Here is a 17,818-nt window from a genome sequence, read left to right on the forward strand (position 1 = left end):
CGCTCCACCGGGTGAAGACCGCGACCGCGCGCGGGCCGAGCCTCGTCACCATGACCACACCCCCTTACGCGCCGATCGCCGACCACGGGCTGATCGGCGACCTCCAGACCACCGCGCTGGTGTCCACCGACGGCACCGTGGACTGGTTCTGCTCTCCTCGCTTCGACTCGCCCTCCGTGTTCGCCGCCCTGCTGGACCGCGAGCGGGGCGGGTTCTGCCGCATCCGGCCCACCGGGTTCACCGGCGCGGGCAAGCAGCTGTACTTCCCGGACACGGCGGTGCTGATCACCCGGTTCATGACCGAGGAGGGCACCGGGGAGGTCGTCGACTTCATGCCGCCGCTGCCGGACGAGGGCCCGGCCGAACGGCACCGGCTCGTGCGCCTGGTGCGCTGCGTGCGCGGGCGCATCACGTTCGAGCTCGACGTCGCCCCGCGGTTCGACTACGGCCGCCGGGCACATCGCGCACACCTCACCGACGACGGCGTGGTCTTCGCGTGCGGCCAGTTCGGCGTGGTGCTGCACGCGGTGCGTGAACCGGGAGACGCCAGGCTGGTGTCCGGGCAGATCACCGACGCCGGGGACCTGCACGCGACGATCGACCTGGAGGAGGGCCAGACCCGCGGCATCGTGCTGGAGTCCGGTGTGGACGGTCCGCCGCGCGCGGTCACCGCGACGCGGGCGCAGTCGCTGTTCGAGGACACCGTGCGGTTCTGGCACGGCTGGCTCGCCCGCGGCACCTACCGGGGCCGGTGGCGTGAGGCGGTCGACCGTTCCGCCATCACCCTGAAGCTGCTCACCTACGCACCGACGGGTGCGATCGTCGCCGCCCCGACCGCGGGCCTGCCCGAGCAGCTCGGCGGCGAGCGGAACTGGGACTACCGCTACACCTGGATCAGGGACGCCTCGTTCGCCGTCGGTTCGTTGCTGCGGCTGGGCTTCACCGACGAGGCCGCGGCGTTCGGCGGCTGGCTCGCCGACAGGTTCGTGGAGGGTGAACCGCTGCGGGTGATGTACGCCGTCGACGGGTCGGCCGACCTCACCGAACACGTGCTCGACCACTGGGAGGGACATCGCGGGTCGTCGCCCGTGCGGGTGGGCAACGACGCGGCCGGGCAGCTGCAGCTCGACATCTACGGCGAGCTGCTCGACAGCGTGTACGCCGCCCATCTGCGCGGCGTGCGCATCGGGCACCGCGGCTGGCACGCGGTGGTCGAACTGCTGGACTGGCTCGCGGAGAACTGGAACCAGCCCGAGGAGGGGATCTGGGAGACGCGGGCCGGCCGCGCGGACTTCACCTACGGCAGGGTGATGAGCTGGGTCGCGTTCGACCGGGCGATCCGCATCGCCGAGAGCGAGGGAAAACCCGCGCCCCTGGGGCGGTGGCGTTCGCAGCGCGACCGGATCTACGGGCAGGTGTGGGAACAGGGCTGGGATCACCGCACCGGGGCGTTCGTGCAGCGGTACGGCTCGCGGGTGCTCGACGCGTCGTTGCTGCGGATGGCACAGGTGGGGTTCGTCGCGCCCCGCGACCCGGTCTGGCTGGACGCGCTCGACGCGATGGAGTCGCTGGTCAGCGACAGCCTCGTGCGGCGCTACGACACCGACGCGGCACCCGACGGGCTCCGCGGCTCCGAGGGCTCGTTCTCGTTGTGCACGTTCAACTACGTGACCGCGCTGACGTTGTCCGGTCAGACGGGCAAGGCACGGCTGGTGTTCGAGAAGATGCTGACCTACGGCAACCACGTCGGGCTCTACGCCGAGGAGATCGCGGTAACCGGCGAACAGCTGGGCAACTTCCCGCAGGCGTTCACCCACCTGGCCCTCGTCGAGGCCGCGGTCACCCTCGACGAGCAGCTCACTCGCGACGGGTGAGGACGCGGAGGCCCGTGTCTCCCACAGTGATCGGCATGGCGACTTTGACCGTGTGGAAGTTCGACACGCCCGACGGGGCGCACAGCGCGCTGCAGGAGCTGACGAGGCTGCAGGACCAGCAGCTGATCGTCGTACGCGACTCGGCCTACGTGTACTGGGAGCCGGACGCGAAACGGCCGAAGACCAGGGAGCTCGGCAAGCTCACCGGGGCGGGAGCGCTCGGTGGCGGCTTCTGGGGGCTGCTGTTCGGGCTGATCTTCTTCGTGCCCGTGCTGGGTGCGGCGATCGGAGCCGGTGTCGGCGCGCTGGCGGGATCGATGTCCCGCGCGGGCATCGACGACGACTTCATCAAAGACGTCCGGGACACCATCACGCCCGGTACGTCCGCGTTGTTCGTGATGTCCGAGCACGCCGTCGTCGACCGGGTGGCCGACAGGTTCAAGCAGACCGGCGCCACCCTGATGACCACCAACCTCACGACCGAGCAGGAGGAGCTGTTGCGGGAGACGTTCGCGTCGTGACCCGCACGACGATCTCGGCGGTGGTCGGACCGGCAGCGACTGTCGGGGTGCCGAGGCCGGCCTGACCCCCGTCTGCCGATGGACCGGCCGGAGCGCGGAATCACGCGCTCCGGCCGGTTCTCGCGTTCACCGCACCGGATCGGCCACCCGGACCTGCGCAGCCGCCTCGCCCAGCAGGGAGTGCACGACCCGCAGCACGTCAGCGACGTGGTCGCGGTGCTCGGTGATCACCTCGGCCTTCCTGCTCGCCTCCCGCACCAGGTTCTCCGCCCGCCGGCGCGCGGTCTCCTCCATCAGCCGCACGTCCTCGCAGCTCTGCTTGCGCCGCAACGCCAGCGCCAGCTCGAAGTCCTCGGTGAGCTCGGCCCGCCTCCCCCTCCCGCAGGATCCGCGCCATCCGCGCACGGGTCCCCGCGAGCAGCTCCCGGTGCTCGGCGTGCGTGCGGCGGGCGGACTCCCACGCGTGGTCCTCGATCGCGGTGGCCCGGTCGGTGATCTCGGCGGCCTGGGCGAGCGTGCTCTCCACCAGGTGCCGCAGCCGTTCGCCGACCGCGTACGGCGACAGCGGTACGGCGCACAGCCGGTCGAGCCGCTCCCGCAGCTCGCGGTTGTCCTGCCGCTCGTGCTCCAGGTGCCGGGCGAGCGCCTCCGCCCTCGCCTCCGCCGCGTCGCGGTCCACCGTGAGGGCGTCGATGTCGCGCTCCGCCTCGTGGACGTAGTGCCACACCTGGTCGCGCCGGAAGCCCAGCCACGCGACGTCGAACCCGGTGCGCAACGGCACCAGCTCCGCGGTCACGGCCGCACCAGCGTCAGCGGTACGCGGCACAGCGCCCCGATGCCGTCCTCCGGAGCGTGCCGGGTGCCCGCGGAGATCACGTGCACTCGCGTGTCGCTCAGCAACGCCGCTCGCACCGCCACGTCCGCGAGCAGCCCGCAGCGGCGGCGGGCCCCCTCGGACCGGCCGGACGCCACGTCGGTCGGCTCGAGGCCGTACCACGCGGTCGCGGTGCTGTCCTCCGGTTGACCGACGAACAGCTCGTCCACCCGGCCGTCGGCCAGCGCGCCGAGGGTCTCGTCCGTGCCCTCGACCCCCAGCCGCCGGACTCGGCCGCGGTCGTGGAAGTCCGCCAGCACGCGCGCGGTCCACGTGTGGGCGGCCGCGCGCACCTCCTCCTCGACCCGGCCCGGGCTCAGATCGGTGCCGGCCCAGCGCACTGTGGTGTCCCGCCTCACGGGGGCGGGCAGTGCTGACCACAGCGCGGCCACCACCTCGTCCTCCCCCGCCACGACCAGCACCCTGGCGTCCTCCCGGACCAGGGTCGCCGCCACCGCCGCGGCCGCGGATCGCACCCCCTCCCACCAGTCCCGGTCTTCGTAGTGCAGCGACATCCGTCCGGCACCGGCCGTGCTGAGTTCGACGGCGTCGCGCCCGACCGCGGCGACCACGCACGGCGGCCGTTCCTGCACCCAGGCGAGCAGCGGAAGCACGTGCGCCGGCGAGCTGAACCACGCGAGGTCCAGATGGCGCAGTCCCGGCGCGTGAAAGACGCGGGGAGGCACCTCGGCTCCTGCGAACGCCACCAGCGTTCCGGCGGACGCATCAGCGGCGTGCGCCCGGTGCAACGCGGCACCGACCGGGCCGACCACCTCGTCGCCCGCTCCGTCGGAGCGCAACTGGTCGGCGAGGCGAGCCCAGCGCGACCGCCACGAACGCAACGGACTCGATCCCATGTAGACGGACGCGACCGGACGTGCGGGCCGGACGACGTCGATCAGATCCCGCAGAGCGGGCTGGCAGGTCTTGGGCACGGCAGCGACTCCTCTTCCCGTCGTGGACTGGCCACAGATTCCGGGGAGGTGGTGATCTCCTTCTTCACCCGGCGCGGATGAACCAGCCGAGCGGCCCTCCCGCCTTACCGCCCTGTGCGGGGGAGGTCCGCCGCACGCGCCGCGAGCAGCGTCGGACCTCTAAGGAGGTGCGGACTCCCATGAGCCGTCAACCTGATCGTTCTCGGTCCCGTCGCATCGTGCTCGCCGTCGCGATGTTCGCGTTCATCATTTCCAGCACCAACGAGGACGACGACAAGTGCGAGAAGTCGTCCTCGTTCGAAATCACCGGTGTGCTCGCGGCCGCCGGACTCCTTCCCAGGCTGATCGGGACAGCGGGACGGGCACTCGTGTTGATCGCCCAACCGGGCAGGGCCATTCGGCCCCCCTGCACCGCGAAGTGATGCGGTTCGATCACGTGATCATCTACGACAGATCCATCGGGGAGAGTCTTCGTCATGTCCGACAGTTCGGAGTGCGAGCGACAAGCGCGCGACACCAGTCAGCCGAAGTTCCGGGTTCCCGTCTCGGCGGTTCCCCTCGTGCCACGCGACCGCCTTGTGTCCGTTGTGGACGATCACGTCGCGGCGGTGCCGGTCACCCTCGTCACCGGCCCCGCCGGATGCGGCAAGACCACGTTGCTCGCGGAGTGGGCGCGACAACGACTCCACCGGGTCGCGTGGCTGTCGCTGGACGAGCACGACAGCGCGCCGGAACGGTTGCGCGTCGCGATGCGGGACGCGCTCACCGGCATCTGGCCGGACGGAGGCGATCTCGACGCCCTGCCGTTGTCCGAGCCGGGCTTCTCCTCGGCGATAGTGGCCGCGTTCGATCAAGTGCCCGCGTCCGCGTGCCTCGTGCTCGACAACGTGCACGAGCTGCGGGACCCGGACGCTCTCGCCACCATCGACCTGCTGACACGGCAGCCACCAGACCGGCTCAGGCTCGTGCTGCTCGGCCGGTTCCCCCCGCCGTTGCACCTCGCCCGGCTGCACCTGGAGGGACGGCTGCGCGAGATGCTGCCCAGCGAGCTCGCGTTCGACCGCGCCGAGACCGAGACGCTGCTCGCCGCGTACGACGTCCACCTCCCACCGGAGGAGATCACCACGCTGCTGAGCCGTACCGAGGGCTGGGCGGGCGGGCTGAAGTTCGCGGTGATGCGGATGAGCGCGACCGGGACCCTGCCCGCGGAACTGCTCATGTTCGCCGGCCAGGACGAGATCGTGAACAGGTACCTCACCGAGGAGGTGCTCGCGCCCCACCCGCCGAGCACGCACGACCTGCTGGTCTCGAGCAGTGTCTGCGACACCGTGAACACGAGCCTCGCCAGCGCGCTGGCACCTCGGCACCCGAGCCCCGGCGTCGCGCTCGACCAGCTCGACCGCACCAACGCCTTCGTGAACAGACTCAGCCGCACACCGGAGTGGTACCGCTGCCATCCGATGCTGCGGGCACGACTCCTCGCCGAGCTCCGCCGCACCCGTCCGGACGAGGAGAGATCACTGCACCGCTCCGCCGCCCACTGGCATCACGAGAACAACCTGACCGTGAAGGCGTTGCGGCACGCCATAGCGGCCGGTGAAGACCAACTCACCGCGGGGATCATCGAGCACTCGGTGCTGCGCGAGACGCTCCACGCCGGCAGCACGAACGTGCACGCCGTGCTGGGCGCGGTACCCGGCCACGTGCTGGCCCGTCCCGCCGTCGGGGTGGTCGCCGCCCTGGTCGCGCTCGACGCGGGTGACGTCGCCGCCGCCGACCGGGTGCTCGCCGGGATCGGTGGCACGTCACCCGCGCTGCGGCCGGAAAGGGTCCGAGTCCTGCACAGCACCGCGTTGTTGCGCCGCAGCCGGTCCGACGCACAAGTCGACGACGCGCTCAAGATCATGGCCAGGACGCCCGCCGGGCTCAGCGGCGTGCCGGAGGCGGACGTCGCCGCACTGCTCGACCGCGGCGTCTCGGCGTTGTCGCGCGGCGAGTACACCGACGCGGACACCGATCTCGCCCGTGCGGCGGCGCTCGCCAGGAAGGAGGGGTTCGCCCACGCGGAGCTGGACTGCCGGGTGCACCTCGCGGCGCTGGCGAGCGCGATGGGTGACATCGAGGAAGGAGCACGGCTGGCGGGGGCGGCGGTGGAGTTCGCCGAGCGGAAGGGGTGGCAGACGCACTTCGTCTGCGCACTCGCCTACGCCTTGCTGGGCGTGCACGCCTATCTGCGCATGGAGGACGCGCGCGCGGCCGAACTGGCGACGCGAGCATCCGCGGCACTGGGCGACCGCGCCGACCTCCTGGTCGGGATAGCGGTCCGCACGCTGGAGGCGGCGGTGTCGTTCAGCACGACCGGCGACCCGCACGCCGTCGCAGGACGCCTCCGCAGGCAGTGGCAGGACATCGCCGGACGCGAGGTGACGCCACCGGTCGTGGCGCAGGTGGCGCCGGCGCTGCAACGCATCGCGCTGCGCAACGGCGACGAGCAGTGGGCCGCGTCGATGCCCGGCCAGGTCGAGGCGATGTTCGGCCCGTGCGGAGAGCACGCGGTGCTCCAGGCGGTTCTGCACTCCCACCACTCCCGCGTCAACCAGGCCCGCAAACTGGTGGAACCCCTTCTCTCCGGCGATCTCCTCGCGGTCGCCGCACCCACCGTCGTGGACGCCTGGCTGCTGGAGGCCGTTCTGGTGGAGCGTTCCGGCGACCAGCGGCGCTCGCACGAGGCACTCACCAGGGCGCTGGCGACCGCGGAACCCGTCGGCACGATCCGGCCGTTCGTCCACGCGGGCAAACCCGTCCGCGAGCTCCTCGCCCGCGGCGCGGGCCGGTTCGGCAGGCTGGACCGCTTCGCCACGGCGACGATGACGGCGTTGCCCATGCCGGCGACGACTTCGGCGAGCGTGCTCACGACCCGCGAGCGCGACCTGTTGATCGAGCTGCCTTCCATGCGCACCACCGAGGAGATCGCGAGCTCCCTGTTCGTCTCCGTCAACACCGTGAAGACTCATCTGCGTGGCATCTACCGCAAGCTGGGGGTGAACCAGCGGCGCGACGCCGTCCTCGTGGCCAGACGACTCGGTCTGATCTGACCGCTGTCGGTCCTTTTGACCGCGCCCCGAGCACCGACACGATCGCATCCGGGTCTGTCGTCGAACACTCCAGCGCTGCTCAGTTCAGCATGCGGATCGCCACAACGCGGCCCGCCATTCCGGCCGGCGCGTCGAGCTGCGAGACGCCGGTCCGGCCCGACGGGCAGAACGCCGCATCTGTCCATTTCGGACGAACAGTCCAGCCAGGCTCGCGGTATCACGAAGGGAGAAGGCCGACATGGGGCAACTGTTGCCGATGTGAAAGCCGATCTTGTGACGGCAGCATCGTGGGGTTCCGCCAGTTCCCGTTGTGCGCAGGAGAAGCCCCGCTGTTGCGGTGGCACCAGCCGTCTGGACACGCCGGAGTCGTTGAGGTGCCAGATGCGCCCGGTCTGTTCCCCACCACGAACGCCGCCGGCGCGGGCGCCAGACCGCTGCGGCGTGCCGCCGACAAGGTGCAGGAGCTCGCAGGTGTGCTGGGCCTGCGGTTGCGGCCCGATGCCTACGTCGAGGTCTTCAGCCGCAACTCCAGCGTCGCCTACCTCTCGACGTGACCGGGGCGCGACGTGGGGCTGCTGCAACCGGGAATGCCACCGCTGCTGGAGAAGATCGTCAGTTTCGGTGTCGACGATCGGATGTCGCTCTACGAGTACGAGTCGAGCCTCCGGCAGATGGCACTTGTTCGCGGACTTCTGGCACCGATGCGCTGAAGTGCGGCATGGTCGACGAGATGAACCGCCTCGACTTGCGAGCCGAACGCAGCTTCACGATCCAGCTGGCGTCCGCGTTCGATGACCTGGCCGACCACGTGCGGTCAGTTGTCGCCTCGGGTGGCTCTCCCGATCTCGAGGACTGCGTGGCCGTACTCGACACAAGTGGTGATGACATGTAGGAGTTGCTCAGAACCACATGGAGTCCGCGCACATTTCATGAGCTCGGCCACGCCGGTCACACCATCGAGAAGCTGCGGTCTCGCTGACCGTCGAGGAGAGATCTCCCAGGTTCGGCCTGATGGTCGACAGCGCCTCCGAACGACGTGGCCACTCCGCGGCCGAGTCGGTCCAGCGTGACCTCGCACGCCGGCACCCCGGACTCTCGTTCCTGATGGCCGGCCTGTGCTCGCTGGAGAAGCAGATGGTCGCCGGAGACTCCCGGTCGCTCAGATCGCTGTACTTCCACGACCCCGGCACGGTCGCCATCGACACCACGGGCACTGAAGTCGATCTCATGCGAGCGACGTACGAGCTGTATCACCGCCACTGATCGCCCGGAAGACGACGGACAGGGCGTCGTCGAGGACGTCCTCCTCCTCGCCCGCGGTCGGTCGCGCGACGGGGACGATCCGGGACAGGGCGATGCCCTCCACGATCGTCAGCAGGAAGCGTGCCCGCCGCGGGATGTCCGTTTCGGCGATGGCGCCCTGCTCGGCCAGCACGCGGAGCCAGCCGGCTATCGCGTCGAGCGTCCTGACCGTGTAGGCGCCCCAGGTGTTGCGCGCCTCGACGGTGCTGCCGGACCCGAAGGTCGTGCTCAGCACCGTCAGCATCCTGTCGGCGGCGGCCCTGCTCACCGGTTGCGGCGGCGGCAGGAGCTGCACCAGGCACTCGCGGAGCCTGGTCTCCGCCGGGACGGACGTGTCGTGGATCCGCAGCTCGGACGGCGTGTCCTCCAGAGCGGTGGCGAAGATCGCCTCGTGCAGTGCCTGCTGGGTCGGGAAGTAGTGGCGCAGGGTGCTGGCGCCGATGCCCGCCCGCTCGGCGACCGTGCGGACCGCGAGCGTCGACTCCGGGTCCTCGGCCAGGATCGCCCGTGCCGCGTCCACGATCTGTTGCCGCCGAGAACCGACCATCGCTCTCCTCGGCCTCCTTCCGGTCCTGGTGCCGATGGCGAGAAGTCGGCCATGGGGCGCCGAATCCTACCTCGGAAGAAGTACCCCGGTTGCCGTTAGCACAATGTACTAGTACGTTGTGCTAGTGCGCGGCGAACGCGCCGACGATGAAGGGATTCCCGTTGGTGGAACAGCAACCAGGCGCGCCACGCCGCTTGAGGGTCTGGCAGTTCCTCGTGGTGGTGGTGATCTACCTGGTCCTCGTGCAGGGCGTGAGCGCGCTGCTGACGTCCGGGCAGGACACCGCCTACGGAGCGCCGACGTCGATCGACTACCTGGTCCGGGTGATCGTGGTGCCGGTCGGGCTCGCCGCCGTGTTCACGCTGGGCGTGACGAGCTACCTCGGCGCGTGGCAGGAGGTGTTCGCCGGGCGTCTGCCGGTGCGGCGCTGGCTCGTGGCCGTGCCCCTCGCGCTCTTCGCCACGACCGCGGTGATCACCAACTACCCGGGACTCGCTTCGAACGGTCTGGCGTTCTCGTTGCTGCTGCTCGTGGCGACGCTCCTGGTCGGTTTCGCCGAAGAGCTCCTGTTCCGCGGGATCGGCGTCTTCGCGTTCCGCCGCAACGGGTACAGCGAGTTCCAGGTCGGCCTGTGGACCACCGTCCTCTTCGGAGCGGCACACGGCACCAACATCGTCACCGCCGGGCCGAAGGCCCTGGTCCAGGTCGTGCTCACCAGCGCGACGGGCCTCGTCTTCTACCTGGTCCTGCGCAGCACCGGCGCTTTGGTGGCAGCGATGGCCGCGCACGGACTGTGGGACTTCTCCGTGCTGAGCAGCCAAATCCAGCCGGACGAACCGTGGCCGCTCGTGAACCTGGCGGGCGTCGTCCTCGCACTCCTGCTCGTCCTCGTCTTCGTGTTCCGCCGGCGCATCGCGCCCGCATCCCCCAGTGCCCGGAAGGAAGAAGTGAGCAATGACTGAGAACGGGTCTGCCTCCCGCAGGTCGGTGCTGCGGGCCGCGGCCGGAGCCACCGCTGCCTCGATGATGCTCAACGCCGGCACCGCGTACGCCTCGCTCCCGGGCCAGCAGTGGCAGCTGACGCGCGAGCCGGGCAGGAAGGGGCGGGTGAAGATCGACTGGGACGAGTGGGCGGTTCCCACGATCACGGGCGCGGACGAGTTCGACGTCACCTACGGTGTCGGTTACGCCCAGGCCAGGACCAACGCCCGCGAGATTCTCGACGTCTACGGCCGGGCTCGCGGTGCCGCCGCCGCACGGTGGGGTCCCGACTACCTGGCGGAGGACAGGTTCACCGTCCAACTAGGACTGAAAGCTCAGACCGACGTGTGGCTGCGGGCCCAGAAGCCGCAGACGCTGGCCCGCGTCAAGGCGTTCTGCGAGGGGGTCAACGCGGCCTGCGCCGAGAACACCGCGCTCGGTGGCGACCGGCGGGAGATCCTGCCCGTCACCCCGCGGGACGTCATCGGGCACATGGCGCGGGTCTTCGCGCGGTTCACGACGATGGACGGCAAGGGGCTGGCGTTCCCGCCGGAGCAGTTCACCAGCAGCGTCGGCTCGAACGGGTGGGCGGTCTCCGGCAGGCGCTCCTCGACCGGGCACGCGATGCTGGTGATCAACCCCCACCTGGTGTGGCGCGGGTACCAGCGTTTCTTCGAGATGCGCACCCGCCATCCCGGGCGGGACTTCCACGGCGCCGCGCTGCTGGGACTGCCCTGGCAGAACATGGGCTACGGCCCGGAGGTCGGCTGGGGACACACCGTCAACCCCATCCCGAACATGTCCGTGTACGACCTCCGGCTCTCCGGCGACCGCTACGTCCACGACGGCCGGCAGCGCGAGCTGGAGGTCACCGAGCACCGCCTCGAGGTGCGCGGCGGGGAGCCGGTCACGGTGCTCGAACGGCGCAGCGTGCACGGTCCTGTCGTCACCGCGCCCGACGGCGTCGACGTCGCGGTGCGCATCGCCGGAGTCCTGCACCACCCGGCCACCTCCGCGCTGGAGGGCTGGTGGCGCCTGTCCTGCGCCCGCAGCGTGGAGGAGCTGTTCAAGATCCACGACCGGACGCCGCTCCCGCTGTTCAACATGATCGCCGCGGACGCGCGCGGTTCGATCGGCGCGCTCTTCTGCGGCACTCCCCCGGTTCGTGACCACGGCGGCTTCGACGACAGCCAGCGGCGGCTGCCCGGCGACGACCCGAGGTGGTTGTGGGACGAGGTGCATCCGGCGTCCGCCATGCCCAGGGTGATCAACCCGGCGTCCGGGTGGGTGCAGAACTGCAACGAGACGCCGTGGTTCTACACCGACCCGCCGCTGCCCGCTTCGGACTGGCCCGCGGCCATCGCGCCGAGCGTCGACCAGGTCGACGACCTGAGGCCGGTCACCTCCCGCACCTGGCTCAAGGCACAGCGCAAGATCTCCCCGGAACGCCTGCTGGGCCTGAAGTTCAGCAAGCGCGCACTGCTGGCGGACATCGTCCTCGACGAGCTCCTGGCGGCCGCCGCAGCAGAGGCGGACCTGCAGGACGCGGTCGAGGTCCTGACCGGCTGGGACCGCCACGCCCACGACGACAGCAAGGGCTACGTGCTCTTCTACCTGTGGAGCATCTTCAACGTCACCGGGATCGGCGACAAGACGCTGTTCCGCCACGTCGCCGAACCGGGAGCCGTGCCGACGGGGCTCGCCGACCCCGCCGCCGGGGTGAGGACCCTGCGCCTGGCCAAGGCGACGCTGCTCGGCACCGGCGCTGCGCTCGACGCCTCCGTCGGCCAGGTCTCCTCGCTCGGCGACGGTCCGGGCGCGATCCCCGGCGACGGCGGTTCCGGTGTCGTGGGCATCCTGAAGTCGTTCGAGATCATGCCCGCCGCCGGCGGGTTCAAGAAGGTGCTCGGGGACACCTGGGTGTCCCTGGTCCAGTTCCGTCCCGGCGGCAGGACGACCGCGCAGAGCGTGCTCACCTACGGCAACACCACCGAACCCGGTGCTCCGCCGTCGAAGTCGCAGTACCCCGTGTGGGCGGCCGACCGCCTGCGCACTCCCTGACGTCACGGCACGGTGATCACCACCTTGCCGACCACACCGGGGCGCCGGTGGTGTGCGAACGCCGCCGGCGCCTCGGTGAACGGGTGGACGCTGTCCACGACGGGGTGCAGGTCGTGCCGTTCCAGGAACGCGACCAGGTCCCGGTGGTGCGCGGCCGTGCCGACGGCCACCCCGCGCAACGAACCGCCGGAGCCGAACAGGAGCATGGGGTCGAGGGCGGCGGGCTCCTGGGTGAACAGACCGACCAGGGCGACTTCTCCCCGCCACGCCAGGGCTCTGAGCGAGTCGGTGAGCGTGGAGGTGCCGACGGTGTCGACGAGTTTGTGGACGCCACCGGTCAGCTCCCGCACCTCACCGCCCCACCGAGGGAAGTCCGCGCTGCTGAGGGTCCCGGCCGCTCCCAGTTCGCGCAGTCGTCGCGCGGCCGAGGGCCGGCGCACGATCCCGAAGTACTCGGCGCCCGCGGCCTGGGCGAGCTGCATCGCGTACAGGGCGACACCGCCCGTGCCCAGTGAAGCGACCTTCTGGCCCGGCACCACCTCGTGGTCGCCGAACAGGGCGTTCCATGCCGTCACACCGGCGACGGGCACCGTCGCGGACTCGACGTGGTCGAGGTGGGTGGGAGCTCGCACCACCTGGTTCACCGGCAGGACGACGTGCGTGGCGAGCACACCGGGAGCGTCGAGCGCGCCGAGTCCGAGCGGCGGGGTGGGCACAGGAGCGTCCTGCCAGTGCAGGTTGGTCACGGCCGTGCCCACGACGAACTCGTCAACTCCGTCACCGACCGCGTCGACGACTCCCGCGACGTCCGACAGCGGCACGAGCTCGCGGCCGGGGATCCGGCCGAACGGTCCTGTGAGGACCATCTGGTCACGGCCGTTGAGAGAGACGGCACGCACTCGCAGACGCACCTGGCCCGGTCCCGGCTCCGGCAGCGGAACCTCGCGCAGTCGCAGTGCGTCGGCGGAGTCGGCGCCGGGGGGAAGCACCCACTGCTGCATCAGTTCCACTCCAGCCGGGTCGTGCCGATGCCGCCGTCGACGGCGATGGTGGTGCCGTGGACGAACTCAGCGGCTGGGGAAGCGAGCCAGACGACCGCCTGGGCGATGGCACGGGTGGTGACCGGCCGGCGGGCGGGCGTCGCGGCGACCATGCGGGCGGCGATGCCCTCGGGCTCGTCGTCCCGCGTGACACCGGGCGCGATCCCCGCCACGCGGACGCCGTGCGGTCCGAACTCGGCGGCCCAGCTGCGGGTGAGCTGCTCCTCGGCCGCCTTCGACGCGCTGTAGAGGGCAGCGAACGGCGTGCCGGTCGACGCCATCCACGAACCGATGGTGATCACGGTGCCCGATCCGCGTTCGACCATGCCGGGAACCGTCGCGGCGACCAGGACGTGCGGTGCCCGGACGTTGACCGCGAGCGTCGCGTCCAGCTGGTCGTCGGTCAGGGCGGGGGTGCTGACGGGCGGGCAGATGGCGGCGTTGTTGACGAGCAGGTCGAGACGCCCGTCGAGCGCGTCGAGAGCGCGGGCGGCGAACGCCCTCAGCTCGGCGGGCGGGGCGGTGAGCTCGGACGGGAGGAAGACCGCGCCGAGCTCACCGGCCAGCGCGGTGCCCTTCGCCCGGTCGCGGCCGGTGATCACCAGGCGGGCACCGGTGGCGGCCAGCGCCCGTGCGGTGGCGGCGCCGATTCCGGACGTGGAACCGGTGATGAGTGCGTGTGTTGCCATGTCTCCACAACACCGGTGCGCGCACAAAGCGACCAGTGCGCGTTCTGCCTGGGCACAGCATGACCAGGCTGACGGCGAACAACGCCTTTACGCTCGTCACGTGACCCGAGACCGCGCCGCACTGGGCGAGTTCCTCCGCGCCTGCCGCGACCGCCTCACCCCGGCCGAGGCAGGCATCGAGGCCTTCCCCGGACGTCGCCGGGTTCCCGGTCTGCGCAAGGAGGAGGCCGCCCTGCTGGCGGGCCTGAGCACCGACCACTACAGCCGCCTGGAGCAGGGCCGCCAGTCCCGCGTGTCCGGTGACGTGGTCGACGCGCTGGCCAGGGCGCTGCGCCTGACCGACGTCGAGCACGCGCACCTGCGCGACCTGGCCGCGCCCGTCTCCCGCCGGACCACGGGTTCCTGGTCCTCGCCCCAGCGCCCGGAACCGGGCCTGCTGCGCGTGATGACGAGCGTCGACCACCTCCCCGCGCTCCTGCTCGGCAGGCGCGCGGAAGTCCTGGCGCGCAACGCCCTGCTCACCGAGGTGCTCGGCCGGGACCTGCGGCCCGGCAGCTCGTTCCCGCGGTACCTGTTCACCGACCCTGGCGCCCGCGAACGCATCACGAACTGGCAGGACTTCGCCGCCGCGGCGGTCGGCGGGCTGCGCCTGGAACTCGGTCGCAACCCCGGCGACAGGCTGCTGACCGCGCTCGTCGACGAGCTGCGGGCCGCGGATCCGCAGGTGGCCGGGTGGTGGGACGAGCGGGGCGTGGCGGACCGGACGTCCCTGGTCAAGCAGATCGCCCACCCGGTGGCGGGAGACCTGCGGTTCCACATCGAGGCCGTCTCGGTGCCGCAGGCTCCGCACCAGCGCCTGGTGATCTACACCGTCGAGCCCGGCTCCCCCACCGCGCAGGTGCTGCCGATGCTCGCGTCCTGGGCCGCGTCGGCCGTTCAGGACCCGGCGGCCTCGCGGTAGAGAATCAGGTGCTCGGTCTCCGGCCCTCCACAACGGACCTGGTCATGGCCTGGGCGGTGGTGAAGCCGGTGCCGGTGTCGATCACCGCGCCCGGCACGCGACCGAGCCGAACCGGAGAGCTGATCACGCTCCCAGCTCAACCCACCCGGACATCGCCTGCCGCGGACAGACCTCGGAACTCCACAGTGGACCCAACCTCGGACGTTCCCAGCGCTTCCCTCACACGTGGCATGCCCTCGTCGTCGATTCGGCACGCCGCGACGTCCGCCCGCAGCGCCGCCACCACGACGTCCACAATGGACACCTGGAGGCCGGTGAGCTCGTTCACCCGTTGCGTCAGGTGAGCGCAGGTGCCTCGTGGTGGCCATCACGAGTGCCGGGTACCGCAGGTCCAGGCGAACCTCGGGCGCGGAAACTCCGCTACGCCACGGAGAGCGCGGCGGGCATCAGTACCGGTCCCTGCCGAGGAGCTGCGACAGATCGAGCTTGCCCTCGGCGACCCGGCCCACGATCAGGCCGAGCACACCGAAGACGAGGACGAGCAGGAACGCGGTGAAGCCGCCGAACGCAGCGGCGAGCCCGAGCGTCAGCCCGGTCAGCAAGCCCAGTGCGGTGGTGCTCACGGCCGTTCCTCTCACAGGACCCGAGTGGTCTCGGGCTGAACGTCGTCCTCGGTGTTCTCGCTCGGGATGTGCACGTCGTTGACGTTGATGTTGACCTCGACGACCTCGAGGCCGGTGATCTGCTCGATCGCGGTGATCACGTTGGTGCGCACGGACGTCGCGAGGTCCGCGATCGGCACGCCGTACTCGACGACCAGGTCCAGGTCGACCGCGGCCTGCTTCTCGCCGACCTCGACCGACACGCCCTGGCCCGCGCTGCCGGTGGCGCCGGGGATGCGGTCGCGCAACGCGCTCAACGCACGCGCCGTGCCGCCGCCGAGCGCGTGGACACCCCGGATCTCGCGCGCCGCGAGGCTCGCGACCTTCTGCACCACGACGTGCGCGATGGTCGTCGTCCCCTTGTCGGACGCCAGCCTGCCGCCCGCCACGCCGAACCTCTCCACGGCCTGGGTGGTCTTCTCCACGGTCGGAGTCGTCATCGCCGTTCCTTCCCTAGAAGTGTTCACATCAGTTGGATACCGCTCGCGAAGAGAACGTCACGGTCCGATCGGGTGTTCGAAAGCACGTTTGTCGACGTCGGTCACGACGATCCGCACAACCGAGCCCTCCCACCGGGTACCGAGAAGAACGCCTTGCAACGCCAGACCCGCCTCCGCCAGCAGTGCGGGCAGCGGCAAACGGGTGGCGACCACGCGCACGCAGACCAGATCGTCTCCCACGTCGACCGCCAGCCCGTCCACGTCCCACGGGACCCACGAGCGGACCGGCACCGACTCGGGTGTGGAAGGCCTCAGGCCGTTCACCTTCTCCAGCGCTCTGAGCAACTCCGCCACGATCACCATGCGACGTCCACCACCGTGACCACGACGGAACCCACCACGACACCGGTCAACTCCGGCACCACGGCACGTACCGACCGCTGCACCGCACGGGCGACGACGGCGGCCTGGTCCTGGCCCGACATCACCACGTCCACCTCCAGCTCCACGCCCACGCCCGCAGGCCGCACCCGCACACCCTCCACCGGCGCGGGAACCAAGCCCTTGATCTGTTGACGTGCCGTGCGCACCACCGAGCTCACCAAGCCCGCCAGCCCTGGCTGCACCCGCACACCCGGCACCAGTTCCGCCGCGTGCACCGCGACCGCCGCCACCACGGCGGGTGACACGACCGTCTCGATCACGCCATCACCCCTCGAGAACATCGGAGACGACGAGGTCCAGCCGAGCCAGCCGGACCCCGATCCGTGCCGAGGTCGCCGTCAGGACTCGTTGCCGGACAACGTCGAACGCCTCGTGCCTGACCTTGCCGGCAGTGATCGCGATGTGCAGCTCGACCTCGATCAGGGGGTCGTCGCTCGTCGACTCCGCTGCCTCCACAACCCGGCACGTGCGGGCCCGCACGCCGTACACGCCATCGGCCGCGTACCGGAGCAACGCCGCGATCGCCCGCGTGCTGATCCGCGCGAGACCATCACCGGGCAGCGGTACCACCTCCGTTCGCCGCACGTCCGCGCGCACCGCGGACATGACGCGGCTGACCAGGTCCGGCGGTGGCTCGATCTCCTCGCGGGCCATCTCGTCCGTCGCCGCGCGCAGCACGAGCAGGCTCTCCTGCACCACGAGGCAATGCGGGCACGCGCGCATGTGTTCGTCCGAGAGGTCGACCGCTTCCCAGACCTGCTCGACGTCCCGGCCGCAGGGCAGGGAGTAGTCGGTGTTCATCTCCATGGCGCCATCACCTCCGCGAGTTGAGCCCGAGCGCGGGCAAGTCTGCCCCGTACCGACTGCTGGGTAGTCCCGACCGCCTCGGCGATCTCGTCGTAGGAACGGCCGTGCACCTCCCGCAGCACCCAGCACGCGCGTTGCTCCGGCGTGAGGTCGCCCAGCGCGACCTGCAACGCGTCGAGCTGCGCACTCACCTCCGCCGCGTGTTCGGGCCGGGGTGAAGCCGACTCCTGTTCGTCCAGTTCCGCATCGGCCCGCGGTCTGCGCTTGCGCAGCACGTTCAAGCAGGCGTTGGTGGTCGTTCGGTACAGCCAGCCGACGAACGCGTCGTCGTCGTGGAGCTGGACCAAGCGCCGCCAGGCGGTCAGGAACACGTCCTGCACCACGTCCTCCGCGTCGCCCGAACTACGCACGATCCTCAACGCGAGCCGGTACATCGGCCCCTGATAACGGCGCACCAACTGCTCGTAGGCGCGCATATCGCCATCACGGGACCTCGCCACCAGCGTGGCGTTGTCCAGTACGACCTCACCGACCACGCTCATGCCCACTCCGGCCCGTTGTCTCGTCGTTCCCAGGACACGTCAT

At 70.8% G+C, this 17,818-nt stretch carries 24 protein-coding genes; 11 read left to right on the forward strand and 13 right to left on the reverse strand.

The genetic code is table 11. From position 1 onward, the window contains the following. Positions 1 to 50 precede the first annotated feature (50 nt). Positions 51 to 1,874, forward strand: coding sequence for a glycoside hydrolase family 15 protein (locus tag ACWF7A_RS06655; protein WP_452249429.1), 1,824 nt, complete (start codon positions 51 to 53; stop codon positions 1,872 to 1,874). 35 nt (positions 1,875 to 1,909) lie between these two features. Beyond that, on the forward strand, positions 1,910 to 2,395 hold the full coding sequence (locus ACWF7A_RS06660) for a DUF1269 domain-containing protein (RefSeq protein WP_452249430.1): 486 nt from the start codon (positions 1,910 to 1,912) through the stop codon (positions 2,393 to 2,395). 199 nt (positions 2,396 to 2,594) lie between these two features. Here the strand turns inward: ACWF7A_RS06660 and ACWF7A_RS06665 are convergent, their stop codons facing one another. Together ACWF7A_RS06665 and ACWF7A_RS06670 are read right to left on the reverse strand one after the other, a co-directional pair. Further along, positions 2,595 to 3,191 carry a hypothetical protein gene (locus tag ACWF7A_RS06665; RefSeq protein ID WP_452249431.1) on the reverse strand — a complete coding sequence of 199 codons (597 nt, stop codon included), beginning with the start codon at positions 3,189 to 3,191 and terminating at the stop codon, positions 2,595 to 2,597. Next, complete coding sequence (locus ACWF7A_RS06670; RefSeq protein WP_452249432.1) at positions 3,188 to 4,204, reverse strand: hypothetical protein; 1,017 nt, start codon at positions 4,202 to 4,204, stop codon at positions 3,188 to 3,190. Before ACWF7A_RS06670 ends, ACWF7A_RS06665 begins: the two co-directional genes overlap by 4 nt. A 179-nt stretch (positions 4,205 to 4,383) precedes the next feature. On the opposite strand from ACWF7A_RS06670, the gene ACWF7A_RS06675 reads away from it, so the two are divergent. The 6 genes from ACWF7A_RS06675 (at position 4,384) to ACWF7A_RS06700 (ending at position 8,562) form a co-directional block, all read left to right on the forward strand. Continuing rightward, on the forward strand, positions 4,384 to 4,626 hold the full coding sequence (locus ACWF7A_RS06675) for a hypothetical protein (protein WP_452249433.1): 243 nt from the start codon (positions 4,384 to 4,386) through the stop codon (positions 4,624 to 4,626). Between the two features lie 54 nt (positions 4,627 to 4,680). Then, complete coding sequence (locus ACWF7A_RS06680) at positions 4,681 to 7,299, forward strand: LuxR C-terminal-related transcriptional regulator (protein WP_452249434.1); 2,619 nt, start codon at positions 4,681 to 4,683, stop codon at positions 7,297 to 7,299. Between the two features lie 374 nt (positions 7,300 to 7,673). After that, positions 7,674 to 7,853, forward strand: coding sequence for a hypothetical protein (locus ACWF7A_RS06685; protein ID WP_452249435.1), 180 nt, complete (start codon positions 7,674 to 7,676; stop codon positions 7,851 to 7,853). Between the two features lie 12 nt (positions 7,854 to 7,865). Continuing rightward, on the forward strand, positions 7,866 to 8,009 hold the full coding sequence (locus ACWF7A_RS06690; protein ID WP_452249436.1) for a hypothetical protein: 144 nt from the start codon (positions 7,866 to 7,868) through the stop codon (positions 8,007 to 8,009). Between the two features lie 20 nt (positions 8,010 to 8,029). Then, positions 8,030 to 8,191 carry a hypothetical protein gene (locus ACWF7A_RS06695; RefSeq protein WP_452249437.1) on the forward strand — a complete coding sequence of 54 codons (162 nt, stop codon included), beginning with the start codon at positions 8,030 to 8,032 and terminating at the stop codon, positions 8,189 to 8,191. 119 nt (positions 8,192 to 8,310) lie between these two features. Beyond that, positions 8,311 to 8,562 (forward strand): hypothetical protein, encoded by a 252-nt coding sequence (locus tag ACWF7A_RS06700; RefSeq protein ID WP_452249438.1) that lies wholly within the window; start codon positions 8,311 to 8,313, stop codon positions 8,560 to 8,562. Here ACWF7A_RS06700 and ACWF7A_RS06705 read toward each other — a convergent pair. Beyond that, entirely contained in the window at positions 8,525 to 9,148 is a 624-nt protein-coding gene (locus ACWF7A_RS06705) for a TetR family transcriptional regulator (RefSeq protein WP_452249439.1), read from the reverse strand. The two genes, ACWF7A_RS06700 and ACWF7A_RS06705, sit on opposite strands and share 38 nt — an antisense overlap. A gap of 164 nt (positions 9,149 to 9,312) precedes the next feature. Between ACWF7A_RS06705 and ACWF7A_RS06710 the strand changes: the two genes are divergently transcribed. Next, a complete protein-coding gene (locus ACWF7A_RS06710; protein WP_452249440.1) occupies positions 9,313 to 10,110 on the forward strand; it encodes a CPBP family intramembrane glutamic endopeptidase in 798 nt (265 codons plus the stop codon). Then, positions 10,103 to 12,190, forward strand: coding sequence for a penicillin acylase family protein (locus ACWF7A_RS06715; protein WP_452249441.1), 2,088 nt, complete (start codon positions 10,103 to 10,105; stop codon positions 12,188 to 12,190). Before ACWF7A_RS06710 ends, ACWF7A_RS06715 begins: the two co-directional genes overlap by 8 nt. Positions 12,191 to 12,192: 2 nt before the next feature. Here the strand turns inward: ACWF7A_RS06715 and ACWF7A_RS06720 are convergent, their stop codons facing one another. Then, positions 12,193 to 13,191, reverse strand: a complete 999-nt coding sequence (locus ACWF7A_RS06720; RefSeq protein WP_452249442.1) for a zinc-dependent alcohol dehydrogenase family protein — start codon at positions 13,189 to 13,191, stop codon at positions 12,193 to 12,195. Then, entirely contained in the window at positions 13,191 to 13,919 is a 729-nt protein-coding gene (locus tag ACWF7A_RS06725) for an SDR family NAD(P)-dependent oxidoreductase (protein WP_452249443.1), read from the reverse strand. Before ACWF7A_RS06725 ends, ACWF7A_RS06720 begins: the two co-directional genes overlap by 1 nt. A 100-nt stretch (positions 13,920 to 14,019) precedes the next feature. On the opposite strand from ACWF7A_RS06725, the gene ACWF7A_RS06730 reads away from it, so the two are divergent. Next, complete coding sequence (locus ACWF7A_RS06730; RefSeq protein ID WP_452249444.1) at positions 14,020 to 14,880, forward strand: helix-turn-helix transcriptional regulator; 861 nt, start codon at positions 14,020 to 14,022, stop codon at positions 14,878 to 14,880. A 4-nt stretch (positions 14,881 to 14,884) separates the two neighbouring features. Here the strand turns inward: ACWF7A_RS06730 and ACWF7A_RS06735 are convergent, their stop codons facing one another. The 8 genes from ACWF7A_RS06735 to ACWF7A_RS06770 form a co-directional block, all read right to left on the reverse strand. Beyond that, complete coding sequence (locus ACWF7A_RS06735) at positions 14,885 to 15,007, reverse strand: hypothetical protein (protein ID WP_452249445.1); 123 nt, start codon at positions 15,005 to 15,007, stop codon at positions 14,885 to 14,887. Positions 15,008 to 15,016: 9 nt separating this feature from the next. After that, complete coding sequence (locus ACWF7A_RS06740; protein WP_452249446.1) at positions 15,017 to 15,208, reverse strand: hypothetical protein; 192 nt, start codon at positions 15,206 to 15,208, stop codon at positions 15,017 to 15,019. A 118-nt stretch (positions 15,209 to 15,326) separates the two neighbouring features. After that, a complete protein-coding gene (locus ACWF7A_RS06745) occupies positions 15,327 to 15,503 on the reverse strand; it encodes a hypothetical protein (RefSeq protein ID WP_452249447.1) in 177 nt (58 codons plus the stop codon). An 11-nt stretch (positions 15,504 to 15,514) separates the two neighbouring features. Further along, on the reverse strand, positions 15,515 to 15,982 hold the full coding sequence (locus ACWF7A_RS06750; RefSeq protein WP_452249448.1) for an Asp23/Gls24 family envelope stress response protein: 468 nt from the start codon (positions 15,980 to 15,982) through the stop codon (positions 15,515 to 15,517). Between the two features lie 57 nt (positions 15,983 to 16,039). After that, positions 16,040 to 16,345 carry a hypothetical protein gene (locus ACWF7A_RS06755; protein ID WP_452249449.1) on the reverse strand — a complete coding sequence of 102 codons (306 nt, stop codon included), beginning with the start codon at positions 16,343 to 16,345 and terminating at the stop codon, positions 16,040 to 16,042. Next, a complete protein-coding gene (locus tag ACWF7A_RS06760; RefSeq protein WP_452249450.1) occupies positions 16,339 to 16,686 on the reverse strand; it encodes an Asp23/Gls24 family envelope stress response protein in 348 nt (115 codons plus the stop codon). Before ACWF7A_RS06760 ends, ACWF7A_RS06755 begins: the two co-directional genes overlap by 7 nt. Before the next feature lie 4 nt (positions 16,687 to 16,690). Further along, on the reverse strand, positions 16,691 to 17,233 hold the full coding sequence (locus tag ACWF7A_RS06765) for an Asp23/Gls24 family envelope stress response protein (protein ID WP_452249451.1): 543 nt from the start codon (positions 17,231 to 17,233) through the stop codon (positions 16,691 to 16,693). Next, a complete protein-coding gene (locus ACWF7A_RS06770) occupies positions 17,224 to 17,775 on the reverse strand; it encodes an RNA polymerase sigma factor (protein ID WP_452249452.1) in 552 nt (183 codons plus the stop codon). The genes ACWF7A_RS06765 and ACWF7A_RS06770 overlap by 10 nt, the downstream gene beginning before the upstream one ends. Positions 17,776 to 17,818 lie beyond the last annotated feature (43 nt).

Source organism: Lentzea sp. NPDC055074, assembly GCF_053608005.1.